At 71.0% G+C, this 15,234-nt stretch carries 16 protein-coding genes; all 16 read right to left on the bottom strand.

The window, feature by feature from the left end; translation table 11 throughout:
- Window positions 1–2: 2 nt before the first annotated feature.
- Window positions 3–443 carry a PaaI family thioesterase gene (locus P7V53_RS02855; RefSeq protein ID WP_280153962.1) on the bottom strand — a complete coding sequence of 147 codons (441 nt, stop codon included), beginning with the start codon at window positions 441–443 and terminating at the stop codon, window positions 3–5.
- Entirely contained in the window at window positions 440–1,447 is a 1,008-nt protein-coding gene (locus tag P7V53_RS02850; protein WP_280153961.1) for a tripartite tricarboxylate transporter substrate binding protein, read from the bottom strand. The genes P7V53_RS02855 and P7V53_RS02850 overlap by 4 nt, the downstream gene beginning before the upstream one ends.
- The gene (locus tag P7V53_RS02845; protein WP_280153960.1) at window positions 1,431–1,877 is read right to left on the bottom strand and encodes a PaaI family thioesterase; all 447 of its coding nucleotides are present in this window, start codon (window positions 1,875–1,877) and stop codon (window positions 1,431–1,433) included. Before P7V53_RS02845 ends, P7V53_RS02850 begins: the two co-directional genes overlap by 17 nt.
- The gene (locus tag P7V53_RS02840; RefSeq protein ID WP_280153959.1) at window positions 1,874–3,403 is read right to left on the bottom strand and encodes an AMP-binding protein; all 1,530 of its coding nucleotides are present in this window, start codon (window positions 3,401–3,403) and stop codon (window positions 1,874–1,876) included. The genes P7V53_RS02845 and P7V53_RS02840 overlap by 4 nt, the downstream gene beginning before the upstream one ends.
- A 55-nt stretch (window positions 3,404–3,458) precedes the next feature.
- A complete protein-coding gene (locus P7V53_RS02835; RefSeq protein ID WP_280153958.1) occupies window positions 3,459–4,262 on the bottom strand; it encodes an SDR family oxidoreductase in 804 nt (267 codons plus the stop codon).
- A gap of 49 nt (window positions 4,263–4,311) precedes the next feature.
- Window positions 4,312–5,463, bottom strand: coding sequence for an acyl-CoA dehydrogenase family protein (locus P7V53_RS02830; RefSeq protein WP_280153957.1), 1,152 nt, complete (start codon window positions 5,461–5,463; stop codon window positions 4,312–4,314).
- A gap of 4 nt (window positions 5,464–5,467) precedes the next feature.
- On the bottom strand, window positions 5,468–6,373 hold the full coding sequence (locus tag P7V53_RS02825) for an SDR family NAD(P)-dependent oxidoreductase (RefSeq protein WP_280156419.1): 906 nt from the start codon (window positions 6,371–6,373) through the stop codon (window positions 5,468–5,470).
- Window positions 6,374–6,383: 10 nt separating this feature from the next.
- Window positions 6,384–7,172, bottom strand: a complete 789-nt coding sequence (locus P7V53_RS02820) for an enoyl-CoA hydratase/isomerase family protein (protein ID WP_280153956.1) — start codon at window positions 7,170–7,172, stop codon at window positions 6,384–6,386.
- Complete coding sequence (locus P7V53_RS02815; protein ID WP_280153955.1) at window positions 7,169–8,770, bottom strand: long-chain-fatty-acid--CoA ligase; 1,602 nt, start codon at window positions 8,768–8,770, stop codon at window positions 7,169–7,171. Before P7V53_RS02815 ends, P7V53_RS02820 begins: the two co-directional genes overlap by 4 nt.
- Complete coding sequence (locus P7V53_RS02810) at window positions 8,767–9,915, bottom strand: acyl-CoA dehydrogenase family protein (RefSeq protein ID WP_280153954.1); 1,149 nt, start codon at window positions 9,913–9,915, stop codon at window positions 8,767–8,769. The genes P7V53_RS02815 and P7V53_RS02810 overlap by 4 nt, the downstream gene beginning before the upstream one ends.
- 530 nt (window positions 9,916–10,445) lie before the next feature.
- Window positions 10,446–10,859: a MaoC family dehydratase gene (locus tag P7V53_RS02805; protein ID WP_280153953.1), complete on the bottom strand. Its 414-nt coding sequence runs from the start codon at window positions 10,857–10,859 to the stop codon at window positions 10,446–10,448.
- Window positions 10,852–11,295 (bottom strand): MaoC family dehydratase N-terminal domain-containing protein, encoded by a 444-nt coding sequence (locus tag P7V53_RS02800; protein WP_280153952.1) that lies wholly within the window; start codon window positions 11,293–11,295, stop codon window positions 10,852–10,854. Before P7V53_RS02800 ends, P7V53_RS02805 begins: the two co-directional genes overlap by 8 nt.
- Entirely contained in the window at window positions 11,292–12,479 is a 1,188-nt protein-coding gene (locus P7V53_RS02795; RefSeq protein ID WP_280153951.1) for a lipid-transfer protein, read from the bottom strand. Before P7V53_RS02795 ends, P7V53_RS02800 begins: the two co-directional genes overlap by 4 nt.
- Before the next feature lie 162 nt (window positions 12,480–12,641).
- Complete coding sequence (locus P7V53_RS02790) at window positions 12,642–13,646, bottom strand: AraC family transcriptional regulator (protein WP_280153950.1); 1,005 nt, start codon at window positions 13,644–13,646, stop codon at window positions 12,642–12,644.
- Window positions 13,647–13,656: 10 nt separating this feature from the next.
- Window positions 13,657–14,829, bottom strand: coding sequence for a CaiB/BaiF CoA-transferase family protein (locus tag P7V53_RS02785; protein ID WP_280153949.1), 1,173 nt, complete (start codon window positions 14,827–14,829; stop codon window positions 13,657–13,659).
- Entirely contained in the window at window positions 14,826–15,233 is a 408-nt protein-coding gene (locus P7V53_RS02780) for a Zn-ribbon domain-containing OB-fold protein (RefSeq protein WP_280153948.1), read from the bottom strand. The genes P7V53_RS02785 and P7V53_RS02780 overlap by 4 nt, the downstream gene beginning before the upstream one ends.
- Window position 15,234: the final 1 nt, after the last annotated feature.

Raw genomic sequence — 15,234 nt, 5'->3', positions numbered from 1 at the left:
GTTCAGCGCAGCCCGCGCTCCTCGTTCCGATGCACGCCGCCGGGCTCGCGATAGCGGAAGGTGCCCATGGCCCGCGCAACGGTGCGTCCGTCGGCATCGGTGATTTCCGCTTCGCAGAAGCAGACCGATCGACCGCCCCCCGTGGCGCGCCCGGTCGCCGTGAGCCGGCCCGTCGCCGGGCTCATGAAGGCGACGTGGATGTCGATGGTGACGACCTCGCGCGCGAACCCGATGCGGCTCAACGCCGCATTGGCCATGGCGTTGTCGAGCAGCGTCATCACCACCCCGCCGTGACCCCCGCCGTGGTTGTTGAGCAACTCGGGGACCAGGTCGACCGCGACGACGGCCTCGCCGTCGGCCACGCGGACGCGCCGCGCGCCCAGCCACGCAAGGAAGGGAATGGGGCGCTCCGCAGAGGCCTGGCTGAGGGCAGCGTCGCTCATTCCGGCTTGAACCCGCTCTCGTCGAGCATCGTCTTCTCTCTTGCGAACTGCGCCTCTGCATAGGCCCGATACGCCGGCCCCGTCCGGTAGTGCGGAGTCAGGTCGAACTCGTCCACCATGCGCCGGTACTCGGGATCGTCCATCGCCTTCTTGAACGCCGCATGCAAGCGGGCGCCGATGGCAGGATCCAGGTTCTTCGGCGCGACCAGCCCGATCGCCGATTCGATGACCAGATCGTGGCCCAGCTCCTTCACCGTCGGCACCTGCGGCCAGCGCTTCAGGCGCTGCTCGGTGAAGGTGGCCAGCAAGCGCACCTTGCCCGAAGTCGCCATCGGACCGAACCCGGGATCGCCGTAGACGTCGAGGTGGTGGCCGAGCAGCGCCTGGAACGCCTCGCTGCCGCCCTTGAACGGAATGAGGTTGAACTGCGCACCGGCCGCCTTCGCCAGCCGCTCCGCGTAGATGCGGTTGACGCTGATCGCACCGACGTTGCCCCAGCTGATGGCGCCCGGCCGCGCCTTCGCATCGGCCAGCAGCTCGGACAGCGTCTGCCACTTCGCGTCGGCGGCGACGCTCACGGCGGTGGCCAGCCCGGCCAGACCGATGAGGTAGCTGAAGTCCTTCAGTGGATGCCATGCGGTCTTCATCAGGAGCGGCTGGCGTATCACCGAGTTGTGCATCACCGCGATCGTGTAGCCGTCGCTCTCGCTCATCGTCGTGAGGCTGGCGGTTCCGGTCACGCCGCCGCCGCCCGGCTTGTGCATCAGCACGATGGGCTGCCCGAGGTCCTGCGCCGCCGCGTTGCACAGCGCGCGCAGGATGGGGTCGAACGAGCCGCCGGGCGGAAACGGCAGGATCAGCGTGATCGGCTTGCTCGGGAACGCGTCGGCGCGTGCCGGTCGTGCCGCCGTGACGCCGGCCGCAGCGGCCGCCGCGGCGAAGAGGCGGATCAGGGCGTCGCGCCGCTCGATGCCGGTGCAAGGGATCTCATCGCGAAAGCTCATCGTGGGTCTCCTCTGTGGTCGGGTGCGGCAGGTAGCGAAAAGAGCCGATGGCCCGGGCGACCAGCCGGCCGCCTTCGTCGACCACGCTGGCCTCGCACAGGGCCACGGTGTCGTCCACGGCCAGCACGGCGCCGTCGGCGGTGAGCCGGCCATGCCCCGGCCGGACGAAGGTGCTGTTCATCGAAAGCGTGACGGCCGTCATCTCGAAATCGACCTGCGACACGGCCGCGCTGGCCATCGCGACATCGAGCAAGGTCGCCACGATGCCGCCATGCATGGCGCCGATGACGTTGCCGAACTCGGGCCGCGCATCGACGACCAGCCGAGCACGGCCGCCCTCGGAATACTCGCGGCGCACGCCGAGCAGCCGCGTGAACGGCACGCCGGCGAAGGCATGGCGGCGCGCCGTGCCCGCGGCCTCGCGGGTCATGCCGCAGCCTGGCGGGCCTGCGCCCGCAACTGCATCTTCAGCACCTTGCCGGCGGCCGACAGAGGCAGCGCGGCGATGAACTCGATGCTGCGCGGGCACTTGTAGCCCGCGAGCTCGCGCCGGCACCAGCTCACCAGCTCATCGCGCAGCGCGGCTTCGCGGCCGGCGTGCGAGGCGCGCAGCACCACCACCGCGTGCACGGCCTCGCCCCATCGCGCATCGGGGATGCCGATGACCGCGGCGTCGGCCACCGCCGGATGGCCGCGCAGGGCGGCCTCGACCTCCGCCGGATAGACGTTCTCGCCGCCGGAAATCACCATGTCCTTCAGCCGGTCGGCGATGCTCAGATAGCCGTCGGCGTCCATGCGCCCGCCGTCGCCGGTGTGGAACCAACCGTCGCGCAGCGCCTGGGCGGTCGCGTCCGGCTGCGCCCAGTACCCACGCGTGACCATCGGACCGCGCACGACGATCTCGCCCACCGTGCCGCGCGGCACGTCGCGACCCAGCTCGTCGACGACGCGGATCTCGGCGCCCAGCCCGGCGCGACCCACCGACGCCAGCCGGCCGCTTTGCCGCGCCTGCGCGGTGTGGTTGGCCGGCAGGTTGATGCACACCGCGCCCGCCGTCTCGGTGAGCCCGTAGGCCTGGAAGAACTCGGCATGCGGCCAGGCGGCCAGCGCGCGGTCCAGCAGGTCCGGCGGCATCGGCGCCGCGCCGAAGGCGATGCGGTCCAGGCCCTTCGCGCGCGCCGCATCGAACGACGGATCGTCGAGCAGCGACTGCAGCATGCTCGGCACGACGATGATGTCGGTGACGCCATGACGCTCGATCGCGTCGATGATCGCCGGCGCGCGGAACTGCGGCATCGTGATGCAGCCGCCGCCGACGATGCTCTGCCCGATCAGCCGCCCCAGCCCGGCAACGTGGAACATCGGCGCGACCAGCAGCGTGACGCTGTCCGGCGAGTTGTTCAGCTCGGCGCCGCGCGTCATCGAGGCGCACCAGAAGTTTGCGTGCGACAGCATCACGCCCTTGGCCCGGCCGGTCGTGCCACCGGTGTAGAGGATGGCGGCGAGGGCGTCGCCGCCGCTGCGGCTGTCTTCCAGCGGCTCGAGGTCTTGCGCCTGCGACGCCAGCGCTGCAGCGGGCAACGCGTCCACGATGTCCTGCAGCTCACCCGTGGCGCGCGCCAGCGAGGCGTCGACCAGCAGCAGCCGGGCGCCGCAATCGCCCAGCGCGTGGCGCAGCTCGGCCACGCTCCAGCGCACGTTCAGCGGGCACGCCACCGCGCCCAGCCACCAGCAGGCGAACAGCTGAACGACGAGCGCATCGTTGTTCGGCGACAGCATCGCGACCCGGTCGCCGGCGCGCACGCCGCGCGCCTGGAGCGCCGCCGCCGCGCGCCCGATCTCGTCGACCAGCTCCGCGAAGTTCAAGGCGCGCCCGCCTTGGGCGCCGAGATGGCGCAGGGCGACCTTGCCCGGATGCCGCTGCAGCGCGCGATGCAAGCCTTGCGTCAGATACATCGGTCAGTCCTTGTCTTCATTCTTCGTTCGCGCAAGCCCTTTCGGCCCAATCTCGCTAACGCCGCGTCGCAGCCCAGGCCGCGCCGAAGTCGCGCGGCCCCGATAGCGAGATGCCGCCGTCCACCGGCAGCACCACCCCCGTGATGTAGGCGCCCAGCGGCGAGCTGAGCACCATCGCCATGCCGGCGATGTCCTCCACGCTGCCGTAGCGGCGCAGCGGCACGCGGGCCGTCATGCGTTCACGCTCCTCGTCGTTGGGTGCCAGCCGGCGTATGCCTTCGGTGCCTTCGATCGGCCCCGGCACGATCGAGTTGACGCGGATGCCGTCGCCGCCCCATTCCATCGCCAGCGTGCGCGTGAGCATGTCGACGCCGGCCTTGGCGGCGCACACGTGCGCCTGGTACGGCGTCGGCACGAAGGCCTGCGACGCCGAGATGCTGATGACCGACGCGCCCGGCTTGCGCAGGAATTCGTGGGCGCCGCGCAGCACGTTGAAGGTGCCCAGCAGGTCGATGTCGACCACCGTCTTGAAGCCGTTGGCCGACATGCCGAGCGCCGGCGCGAGGAAGTTGCCCGCCGCGCCCGACACCAGCACGTCGATCGGCCCGAAGCGCGCATGTGCCTGCTTCAGCGCATCGGCCACCGCGGCGGCGTCGCGAACGTCGGCGCTGTAGCCTTCGGCCGCGCCGCCGTGGGCGCGCAGTTGCGCGAGCGCCGTCGCGATGCGCTCCGCCGAGCGGCTGAGAATGGCTACCGAAGCGCCGTGCCGCGCGAACGCGTCGGCGATGCCGAGGTTGATGCCGCTGCTGCCGCCGGCGACGAACACCGTGCGGCCCTTGAAGTCGAATGTCATGGTCATGGGGCAACCTCCGTGCTGCGCACTCCGGTGTGAGCCGCTTCGGGCGTGCTCATGTCGCCTCCCTCACCATGCCGCGCGCGATCACGATCTGCTGGATCTGGCTGGTGCCTTCGTAGATGCGGAAGAGGCGCACGTCGCGGTAGTAGCGCTCGATGCCGTGATCGGCCACATAGCCCGCGCCGCCGTGGATCTGCACCGCGCGGTCGGCCACGCGGCCGACCATCTCGGACGCGTAGTACTTGCAGCACGCCGCCTCGGTGCTGACGTCGTCGCCGGCATCGCGCCGGCGCGCCGCGTCGAGCACCATGGTGCGCGCCGCATACAGCTCGGTGCGGCTGTCGGCCAGCATCGCCTGCACGAGCTGGAACTCGGCAATCGGCTGCCCGAACTGCCTGCGCTCCATCGCGTAGTGCAGCGTGTCGCGCAGCAGCCGCTCCGCCACGCCGACGCACACCGCCGCGATGTGGATGCGCCCCTTGTCGAGCACCTTCATCGCCGTCTTGAAGCCGCGCCCCTCGACGCCGCCGATGACGTTGGCCACCGGCACGCGCACACCGTCGAAGACGACGTCGCAGGTGTGGGCGCCCTTCTGCCCCATCTTGCGGTCGATCCGGCCCAGCGAGATGCCGGGCGTCTTCGCGTCGACGATGAACGCCGTGATCCCGGCCGCGCCCTTCTGCTGCGGGTCGGTGCGCGCCATCAGGGTGAACATGCCGGCCTCCGGCGCATTGGTGATGAAGCGCTTGCTGCCGTCGATCACGTAGTCGTCGCCGTCGCGCCGCGCACGCGTGCGGATCGACGCCGCATCGGAGCCGGCCTCCGGCTCCGTGAGCGCGAACGAGGCGATCAGCTCGCCGCTGGCCAGCCGCGGCAGCCAGCGCTCCTTCTGCTCGGGCGTGCCGTCCATCAGGATGCCCTGCGAGCCGATGCCCACCGTCGTCCCGATCAGCGAGCGGAACGCCGGCGCGGTCTGGCACAGCTCGATCATCACCCGCGCCTCTTCCTCCATCGTGAGGCCCAGGCCGCCGTACCCCTCGGGGATGGTGAGGCCGAACAGTCCCATCGCCTTCATGTCGCGCACGATGTCGTCGGGGATGGCATCGGTCTCGGCGACAAGCTCTTCGGCGGGCACCAGCCGCTCGCGCACGAAGCGGCGCACGGTATCGAGCAGCGCGGTCAGGGTGTCGGGGTCGCGGATCATGGCGTCACACCGGGTCCCAGGTGAACACGTCGGACGAGCGGTCCAGCGCGTAGAACGAGCCGGCGAGCGCGGGCAACGCATGCTGCGCCACCGTCTCGGGCGTCCAGCCTTCGCCGCGGTGCACCGAGCGGATCGGGCGCGGCTGGCTCATCAGGAAGATCTCGTTGTTGCGCACCGCGAAGACCTGGCCGGTGGCATCGGCGCCCGCCTCGCTCGCCAGCGCAACCGCGAGCGGCGCGATCTTGGCCGGCGTCATCTGCTTCATGCGCTCGACGCGCGCCTTCTCGGCCTCGGTCTCGGTGGGGATCGAGCCGATCATGCGGCTCCATGCGAACGGCGCGATGCAGTTGGAGCGCACGTTGAACTTCTGCATGTCGAGCGCGATCGACTTCGACAGCGCCATGATCCCCAGCTTGGCCGCCGCGTAGTTGGCCTGGCCGAAGTTGCCGATCAGCCCCGAGGTGGAGGTCATGTGCACGAACGCGCCCGACTCCTGCGCCTTGAAGTGGTTCGCCGCCGCGCGGCTCACGAAGTAGCTGCCGTACAGGTGCACCTTGATGACGGCGTCGAACTCTTCGACGCTCATCTTGTGGAAGAAGCGGTCCCGCAGGATGCCGGCGTTGTTGATCACCGCGTCGACGCGGCCGTAGGTGTCGAGCGCCGCCGTCACGATGCGATTCGCCGCCGTCGGGTCGGCCACGCTGTCGGTATTCGCCGCCGCCTCCCCGCCTGCCGCGCGGATCTCGTCGACCACGCGCTGCGCCGGGCCCACGTCGTGCCCTTCGCCGGTCATCGACGCGCCGACGTCGTTGACGATCACCTTCGCACCTTCGCGTGCCATCGCCAGTGCGATGTCGCGCCCGATGCCGCCGCCGGCGCCCGTGACGATGACCACCTTGTCTTCCACCATCCTGCTCATCTCACTCTCCTGTCGGCCACTGAAAGAGGGCCGGTTGCTTGTCGAGAAATCGTCCCACCGCCGCCTTGTGCGCCGCGCTGCCGAAGCACAGCGCCTGGGCATCGGCCTCCCGCTCGAGCACCGTGTGCAGGTCGGCGGGACCCGCGGCAAGCGCGCGCTTGACCAGGCTCACCGCCAGCGGCGACGCCTGCACGAAGCTGGCTGCCAGCGCCTGCGCACGCCGCAGCACCTGGTCTTGCGGCACGAGCTCCAGCACGATGCCCAGCGCCTTCGCCTCCTCGGCGGGCACCTCGCGTGCCGACAGCATCAGCTCCTTGGCGCGTTGCACGCCCACGATGCGCGGCAGCGTGTGCCACGCGCCGAAATCGGGCACCAGGCCGAGCCGCATGAAGGACAGGCAGAAGCGCGCACGCGGCGAAGCGACGACGAAGTCGGCGGCGAGCGCCAGGCTGAAGCCGGCGCCGAACGCAGGCCCGTCCACCGCGGCGATGACCGCCCGGTCCAGGCTCAGCAGGCGCGAAAGCCAGGCATGCGCGCTCTTCATGCGCTCGCGCCAGCCGTCGTTGTCGAGCTCGGCCGCGCGGATGCCGCGCAGGTCGCCGCCGGCGCAGAACGCGCCGTCCGATCCGGCGAGCACCACCGCGCGCACGGCGCGGTCGCTCTCGATCCGGTCCATGCATTGCGCAAGCCCCGCACGCAGCTCGTCGTCGAGTGCGTTGCGACGCGCCGGGCGGTTCAGCGTGACGGTCGCGACGCCGTCCACGACCTCGAGAAGGACTGCATCCGTCATATGTTCTCCCCTTGCTGCAGCTCGCGCCACAGGATCTTGCCGGTGCTCGACTTCGGCAGCTGGTCGACGAACTGAACGAAGCGCGGCGCCTTGTAGACGGCCATCGCCTGGCGGCACCAGCCGACCAGCTCCGCGGCGGCCAACGATGCGCCGGGCTTGAGCACCACCAGCGCCTTCACCGCCTCGCCCTGGCGCGCATCGCGCGTGGCGATCACGCAGGCCTCGTGCACGGCAGGGTGGCTGTACAGCGTGTTCTCCACTTCGGCGGGCCACACCTTGTAGCCCGAGACCACGATCATTCGCTTGAGCCGGTCCTTCATGAAGAAGTAGCCGTCCTCGTCGATGCACGCCAGGTCGCCAGTGCGCAGGAAACGCAGGCCGTCGATTTCGACGAAGGCTTCGGCGGTCGCCTGCGGCTGGTTCCAGTAGCCCTTCATCACCTGCGGCGCGTGGGTGACGATCTCGCCCACCTCGCCGCGCGGCAGGGACTGCAGCGTGACCGGATCGACGATGCGCGAGTCGACGCCGGGCCCCGGCACGCCGAGCGAGCCGAGCTTGGGACGCTGCGGCGGGTTGGCATGCAGGAACGAGGCGGTCTCGGTCATGCCGTAACCCTCGTTGTAGGTGATGCCGAAGCGGCTCTGCATCGCTTCGGCGACCGCGTGCGGCATCGCGGCGCTGCCGCCGTGCACCAGCACCATGCTGCGCACCTTCTCCGGCGTGACGGCCGGGTTGGCGAAGAAGTCGATCAGCATCGCCGGCGGCGCGGCCCAGCTGGTGACGCGGTGGCGCTCGATGAGCGCGAGGGCCGCCGCGCGGTCCCAGCGCGGCAGCATCACGACGGTGGCCCCGAGCATCAGCGGCAAGTGCATCCCGTTCTGCATGCCGAGCGCATGGAACAGCGGCGCGACGCCGAGAAACACCGCCTCGCTGGTCTGGCTGCGCCAGGAGACGGCCGCGCGGTTGGCCGCCTGCAGCGTGCCGTGCGTGTGCATGCAGCCCTTGGGCCGGCCCGTGGTGCCGGACGTATAGGGCAGCACGGCAAGGTCGTCGGCGCCCGCTCGGTGCGGCAGCGGACGTTGATGCGCGCCCAGTGCCTCGCGCCACCGCATGAACCGCGGGTGGCGGATGGTCGCGGGTCGCTCGGCGATCCAGGCCGGCACGTCGAGCTCGGGATCGGCGATGAGCGCATCGGCGTACTCGATGAGCAGCGCGCGACGCAGCGCCCCGCAAGCCAGGGCGGGCGACACGCGGTCCGCGAGCTCGGCCGCGACCAGTGCGATCTGAGCGCCGCTGTCATCGATCACATGCGCCACCTCCTCGGCCGTCCACATCGCGTTCACAGGCACGACCACCGCGTCGGCGCGCAGGACCGCATAGGTCGCGACGATGAACTGCGGGCAGTTCTGGCTGAAGAGCAGCACGCGATCGCCCTGCCGCACCTGCGCCTCGCCTTGCAGCCAGCCCGCCAGCGTCTCGGCCTGCCGCACCAGCTCGGCATACGTGAGCACGCTGCCGTAGAAGCGCACGGCCGGCTTGTCGGGGAAGCGGCGCGCCGACTCCGCGAGGCAGTCCCACAGGCTCCCACCGCCCGTCATGCCTGACGCTCCATCGAACGCGCGATCAGCTCCTTCATCACCTCGTTGGCGCCTCCGAGGATGCGCAGCACGCGCACGTCGGCATACAGCCGGGCGATGGGGTACTCGGTCATGTAGCCGTAGCCGCCGTGCAGCTGCAGGCATTCGTCGACGATGCGGCACAGCTTGTCGGTCGTCGACCACTTGGCCATCGCGGCGGTCGGCACGTCGAGCGTGCCGGCGAGCTGGCGCTCGATGCAGGCGTCGACGAAGGCCTGCGCGATGGTCGCCTCGGTCTGGCACTCGGCCAGCTTGAAGCGCGTGTTCTGCATCGCCAGCAGCGGCTCTCCGAACACCTGTCGCTGCGCGACGTAGCCCAGCGTCTCGTCGATCGCGCGCTGCATCATGCCGACGGCGCCGATGGCGATCAGCAGCCGCTCGCGCGCCAGCTGCTGCATCAGCTGCCTGAAGCCCTGCCCCTCCTCATCGCCGAGCAGGTGGGCCGCCGGCACGCGCACGCCGTCGAAGAACAGCTCGGCAGTGTCCAGCCCGTGCTGGCCGATCTTCTCCAGCAGCCGGCCGCGGCGAAAGCCGGGCAGGCCGGCGGTCTCCACCATCAGCAGCGACACGCCCTTGGCGCCGCGCGACGGATCGGTCTTCGCGACCACGCAGACCAGGTCGGCATGGTGGCCATTGGTGATGAAGGTCTTGGCGCCGTCGATGACGTACTCGTCGCCTTCGCGCACGGCGCTCGTGCGCACCGCCTGCAAGTCGCTGCCCGCGCCCGGCTCGCTCATCGCGATGGCGGCGACGATCTCGCCGGTGGCCATCTTCGGCAGCCATCGCTGCTTCTGCGCCTCGCTGCCGCAGGCCAGCAGGTAGTGCGCGACGATGCCGCTGTGCACGTTGATGCTGAAGCTGTTGACCATCGCGCGGCCTTGCTCATGGGCGACCACCGCCTCGTGTGCAAAGGTGCCACCGCCGCCGCCGTAGGCCTCGGGAATGCTGGTGCACAGAAGCCCCATCTCGCCGGCCTGGCGCCACACGCTGCGGTCGGCCAGGTGCTGGCGGCGCCAGCGCTCTTCGAGAGGCGCGAACTCGCGCTCGAACACCTTGCGCACGTTGTCGCGGAACAGGACGACGTCGTCGGTCATCCACGTGGTCATGTCAGCCCCTCGTACGCCGCAAGCGGCGGCCGATCCCCCGAGGGGATGCGGCCCGGCTCGGGAGCGGCCCAGCGCTCGGGCCGCGTCATGTGAGCCCCTCGTCCGCCGCAAGCGGCGGCCGATCCCCCGAGGGGATGCGGCCCGGCTCGGGAGCGGCCCAGCGCTCGGGCCGCGTCATGTGAGCCCCTCGTCCGCCGCAGGCGGCGGCCGATCCCCCGAGGGGATGCGGCCCGGCTCGGGAGCGGCCCAGCGCTCGGGCCGCGTCATGTGAGCCCCTCGTCCGCCGCACGCGGCCGCCGATCCCCCGAGGGGATGCGGCCCGGCTCGGGAGCGGCCCAGCGCTCGGGCCGCGTCATGTGAGCCCCTCGTCCGCCGCACGCGGCCGCCGATCCCCCGAGGGGATGCGGCCCGGCTCGGGAGCGGCCCAGCGCTCGGGCCGCGTCATGTGAGCCCCTCGTCCGCCGCACGCGGCCGCCGATCCCCCGAGGGGATGCGGCCCGGCTCGGGAGCGGCCCAGCGCTCGGGCCGCGTCATGTGAGCTCCACGAGGGCCTCGCCGGCCAGCTTCACGATGCCGCTCTGGTCGTGCGCTTCGAGCTCGACCCGCACCTGCCGATCGCCGAGTTTTTCGACGACCCTGCCGGTGCAGGTGATTCGGTCGCCGACATGCGTGATCGCGACGAAGCGCGTGCCGAGCATGCGTATCGCCTGCTGCGGCACCCAGCTGGTGACGACCCGGGCGAGGCAGGCCATGCCCAGCATGCCGTGCGCGAACACGTCGTCCATGCCGGCGGCGCGCGCGAAGTCGGTGTCGACGTGGATGGGGTTGTGATCGCCCGAGGCGCCGCAGTACAGCGCGAGGGTCAGGCGGCTGATCGGGTCGGTCTGCAGCGGCGGCAGCTCGGTGCCGACCTGCACGTCGTCGTAGCGCGGCACCTCAACCATGTCGCACCACCGTCACGCAGGTCAGTTCGGCCACCAGCGTCCCGTTCTGGTGGGTGACCCTCGTCTCGCGCCGCACGAACTCCAGCGCGCCGCCCTTCTTGTCGTAGATGTCGGCGATGCGCGGCTCGAAGCGCAGCCGGTCGCCGGCATAGGCCATCGCGTGGTAGCGGAAGTGCTGCTCGCCGTGCAGGAGGCGGCGGTAGTCGATGCCGAGCAGCTCGCGCATCGCGGCTGGATTCGGCTGCTCCATCTCGAGGCAGAAGAGGAAGGTCGGCGGCACCGGCAATTGCGGGTGGCCGGCATCGCGTGCGGCGGCCTCGTCGACATACACCGGATCGGTGTTGCCGGTCGCCTTGGCGAAGAAGCGCAGGCGGCCGGCTTCGACCGCCACGGTGAAAGGCGGCAGCGCATGGCCGATGTGGCGGCGGTCGATCATCGGACCTTCTCGTACAGGGTCACCACGCAGGCGCCGCCGAGGCCGAGGTTGTGCTGGAGCGCCAGCCGTGCGCCCTCGACCTGGCGCTGCTCGGCATGGCCGCGCAGCTGCCACACCAGCTCGGCGCATTGCGCGAGCCCGGTCGCGCCCAACGGATGGCCCTTCGACAGCAATCCGCCGGAGGGATTGGTGACCACGCGCCCGCCGTAGGTGTTGTCGCCGTCGAGGATGAACTTTTCGGCGGTGCCTTCGGGCGTGAGCTGCAGCGCCTCGTAGCTGATCAGCTCGTTGGCGGTGAAGCAGTCGTGCAGCTCCACCACGTCGAGCGCTTCGGGGCCGATGCCGGCGGCCTCATAGACCTGGCTCGCGGCGGCGCGCGTCATGTCGTAGCCGACCACCCGTCGCATGTCGCCGCCGTCGAAGGTGCTCGGCGTGTCGGTGGTCATCGCCTGCGCCGCGATGCGCACGCTCATGTCCAGCCCGTGGCGGCGCGCGAAGTCCTCGGAGCAGACGACGGCCGCGGCGGCGCCGCAAGTCGGCGGACAGCATTGCAGCCGGGTGAGCGGGTCGAACACCATCGGCGCGGCCAGCACTTCGTCGAGCGTCACCGTGTTGCGGAAGACGGCGAACGGATTGCGCGCAGCGTGCTGCCGGGCCTTCACCGAGATGCGGGCGAAGGTGTCGCGGCGGGTGCCGTGCTGCTCGATGTAGCAGCGCCCGGCGCCGCCGAAGAACTGTGCGGCACGCGGCGCCTTGTCGTCCCAGCCTTGCAATGCAAGCATCGTCTCGGCGAAGCGCGCCACCGGCGACGGGCGGTCGTCGTAGGCGCCCTTCAGCGCACCGGGCTGCATCTGCTCGAAGCCGAGCGCGAGCGCGCATTCCACGGCGCCGCTCTCGACCGCCTGGCGCGCGAGAAACAGCGCGCTCGATCCGGTGGCGCAGTTGTTGTTGAGGTTGAACACGGGAATGCCGGTCAGCCCCACGCCATACACGGCGGCCTGACCGGCGGTGGAGTCGCCGTAGACGTAGCCGACATAGGCCTGCTGCACGAGGCGGTAGTCGACGCCCGCGTCCTTCAGCGCCGCCGTCGCGGCGCGCGCACCCATCACGGTGTACGGGTCGCTCGCCCCGGGCTTGGAGAAAGGGATCATTCCGACCCCGACGACATGGACCTTGCGCTTCACGACGGCTCCTGTTGGCATGGTCTTCAGGATGCCGGCGGCGGGGGGCAGCGGCAATGACCATCGGTGCCAATCGGATTGGCGCAAAGTTTCAGGCAGACGCGACCCCGGTCCGCTTGTCGAAGCGTGCGTGCAGTCCGGGCTTGTGCCTGCGCCGGGCCCGCCTCACCGATGACGCTGCCGGTACTCCCCCGGGGCCACCCCCGTCCACTTCTTGAACGCCCGGTGAAACGTGCTCGCCTCCGAAAAGCCCAGCTGGTCGGCGATGTCGAGCAGCGTCATGTCGGGGCGCGCGAGGTATTCGATCGCCGCATCGCGGCGCAGGTGGTCCTTCAGCGACTGGAAGCCCTGGCCCTCCTCGCGCAGGCGACGGCGCAGCGTCTGCGGCGTCATGCCGAGCACGCGGCCGACTTCGTCGAGCGCGGGCATCTCGCCGCGCAGGTGGTTGCGCAGGAGCCGGCGGATGCGCTCGCTCACGCTGGTCTTGTCGCGGTACTTCACCAGCAGGTTGGCGGGCGCCTGCTGAAGGAACTCGCGCAGGCTCTGCGCGTTCTGCACCATCGGCAGCTGCAGCCATCGTGCGTCGAACGACAGGCCGAAGTGCGGCTGCCCGTGGCGCACCCTCGCCTGGAACACGCGCGCGGTCTCGGCAACGTTCGGCGGCGCCGGGCCGCGGTAGTCGACACCCAGCAGCGGGATGCGCCGGGCCGCCAGCCAGGACGACACGCCGAACGTGAAGAACATGAAGGTGCGCTCGGCGTACAGCAGCGACGGCTGCGGCGGCAGCGGGGTCGCGATGCGCACGGTGGCGAGCCCGTCTTCCACCGCGAGGCGCGCGACGAAGTCGGGCAGCTCGCCATGGAAGTAGCGGAAGCCCACGCGAAGCGCGTCGCCCAGCGTCGGCGCGTGGATCAGCAGCCGGCAGCACTGCGCGAAGCTGCCGAGGCGCAGCGGCTGGCTGCACAGGCCCCAGAACTCGTCGCGCAGCGCGCGCTGCACGACGCGCAGCAGCAGCGCGTACTGCTCCTGCGACACACGTGCGAGCGGCGCTTCCATCAGTGCGGCCGGAATGCCGGCGCGCTGCAGCAGAGGCGCGGTGGCGACCCCTCGCCGCTCGGCGCCCTGCAGCACCTGTCCGACGTGATGGATCGCGATGGTGTGGTGCGTCACGCGGCCAATGCTACGACGCGCGTGCCACGCCCTTTTCGAGCCATGCGGCAATCGTCTCGTCGTCGCAGCCGGCCTCGCGCAGCAGCTCCACCGTGTGCTCGCCGGGCCGCGGCGCATGGCGGCGCAGCTCGAATTCATGGCGCGACATCTTGACGGGCGACGCCACCTGGGTGAGCGGCCCGACGTCCGGATGCACGCTGTCGACCACCATGCCGCGCGCGCGGAAGTGCGGGTCGGCCAGCGCCTCCTCGACTGTGTGCACCGGCGAGACGCAGCAGTCGGCGTGGGCGAACCGCGACGCCCAGTGCGCGAGCGGCCGTGCGCCGAAGATCGCCGCCAGCTCGTCGCGCAGGTGCGATTCGGTGCCGGCGTCGCCGGTGCGGTGCAGCGGCTTGAGGTCGGCGCGCTCGACGACGTCGCACAGCGCCTCCCAGAACTTGCGCTCCAGCGCCCCGACGGCCAGGAAGCGCTCGTCCGCGGTGCGGTAGAGCGCATAGCAGGCCAGGCCGCCGGTCAGCGTGTCGCTGCCGGCGCGCCGGGTGCTTCCCCGAGCGGCCAGCGTCGCCAGCGGCATCACCGCATGCGCCAGCGCGCCCTCGGCCATCGCGATGTCCACATGGCGGCCGCGGCCGGTGCGCGCTGCGTCGAACAGGGCCGCGAGGATGCCCATCGCGGCAGTGAGCGCGCCCCCCAACAGGTCGGCGATCGGGATGTTGGACAGCGCGAGCCGGTCGGTGTCGACACCGATCTGGTCAGCCACGCCGGCATGGCCGCAGTAGTTGAGGTCGTGGCCGGGCCGGTCGTGGTACGGGCCGCTCTGGCCGTACCCGGTGAGGCTGCAGTAGACGATGCGCGGATTGACCACCGCGACCTCGTCGTAGCCCAGGCCGAGCCGAGCCATCGCGCCGGGGCGAAAGCCCTCGACCACCACGTCGGCGCCGCGCGCGAGAAGCAGGAAGGCCTCGGCACCGGCCGGCTGCTTCAGGTCCAGCTGCAGGCCGCGCTTGTTGCGGTTGACGAGCGCGCGCAGCGCCGGCGGCGCATAGTCGCCCGCCCCGGTGTCCTCGACCTTGACGACGTCGGCGCCGAGGTCGGCCAGATGCTGCGTGCACACCGGCCCCGGCACCAACCGGGTGAGGTCGAGCACGCGCACGCCGCGAAGTGGCGGCTCGCCGCGGCTCATGGCGTGGTGCACGGCGTGAACACCGCAATCGCGGCGCCGCCTTCGCCGGCTCGAAACGTCACCTGCACGCGCTGCCCGATGTGCAGCGCCTCGACTTCGCCATCGACCAGGTTGGTGAGCATGGTCACGCCTTCGTCCAGGGTCACGTAGGCCAGCACGTACGGCACCGGGCCGGCCTTGCGCGCGACCGTGAAGCTGTAGATCGTGCCGCGTCCGCTCGCCGGCACCCACTGCGTATCGTCGCTCGCGCAATGCGGGCAGAACGGCCGCGGGTACCAGTGCGCTTCGCCGCAGGCCTTGCAGCGCCGGATCAGCAGCACGCCTTCGGAGGCGGCCTGCCAGAACGGCGCAGTGAAGACGTCGACGATGGGTGCCGGCAGGGGACGTTCGGGAATCATGGTCATG

The sequence above is a fragment of the Piscinibacter sp. XHJ-5 genome (assembly GCF_029855045.1).
GTDB lineage: Bacteria > Pseudomonadota > Gammaproteobacteria > Burkholderiales > Burkholderiaceae_C > Albitalea.
This window is presented reverse-complemented; position numbering and strand designations above follow the sequence as displayed.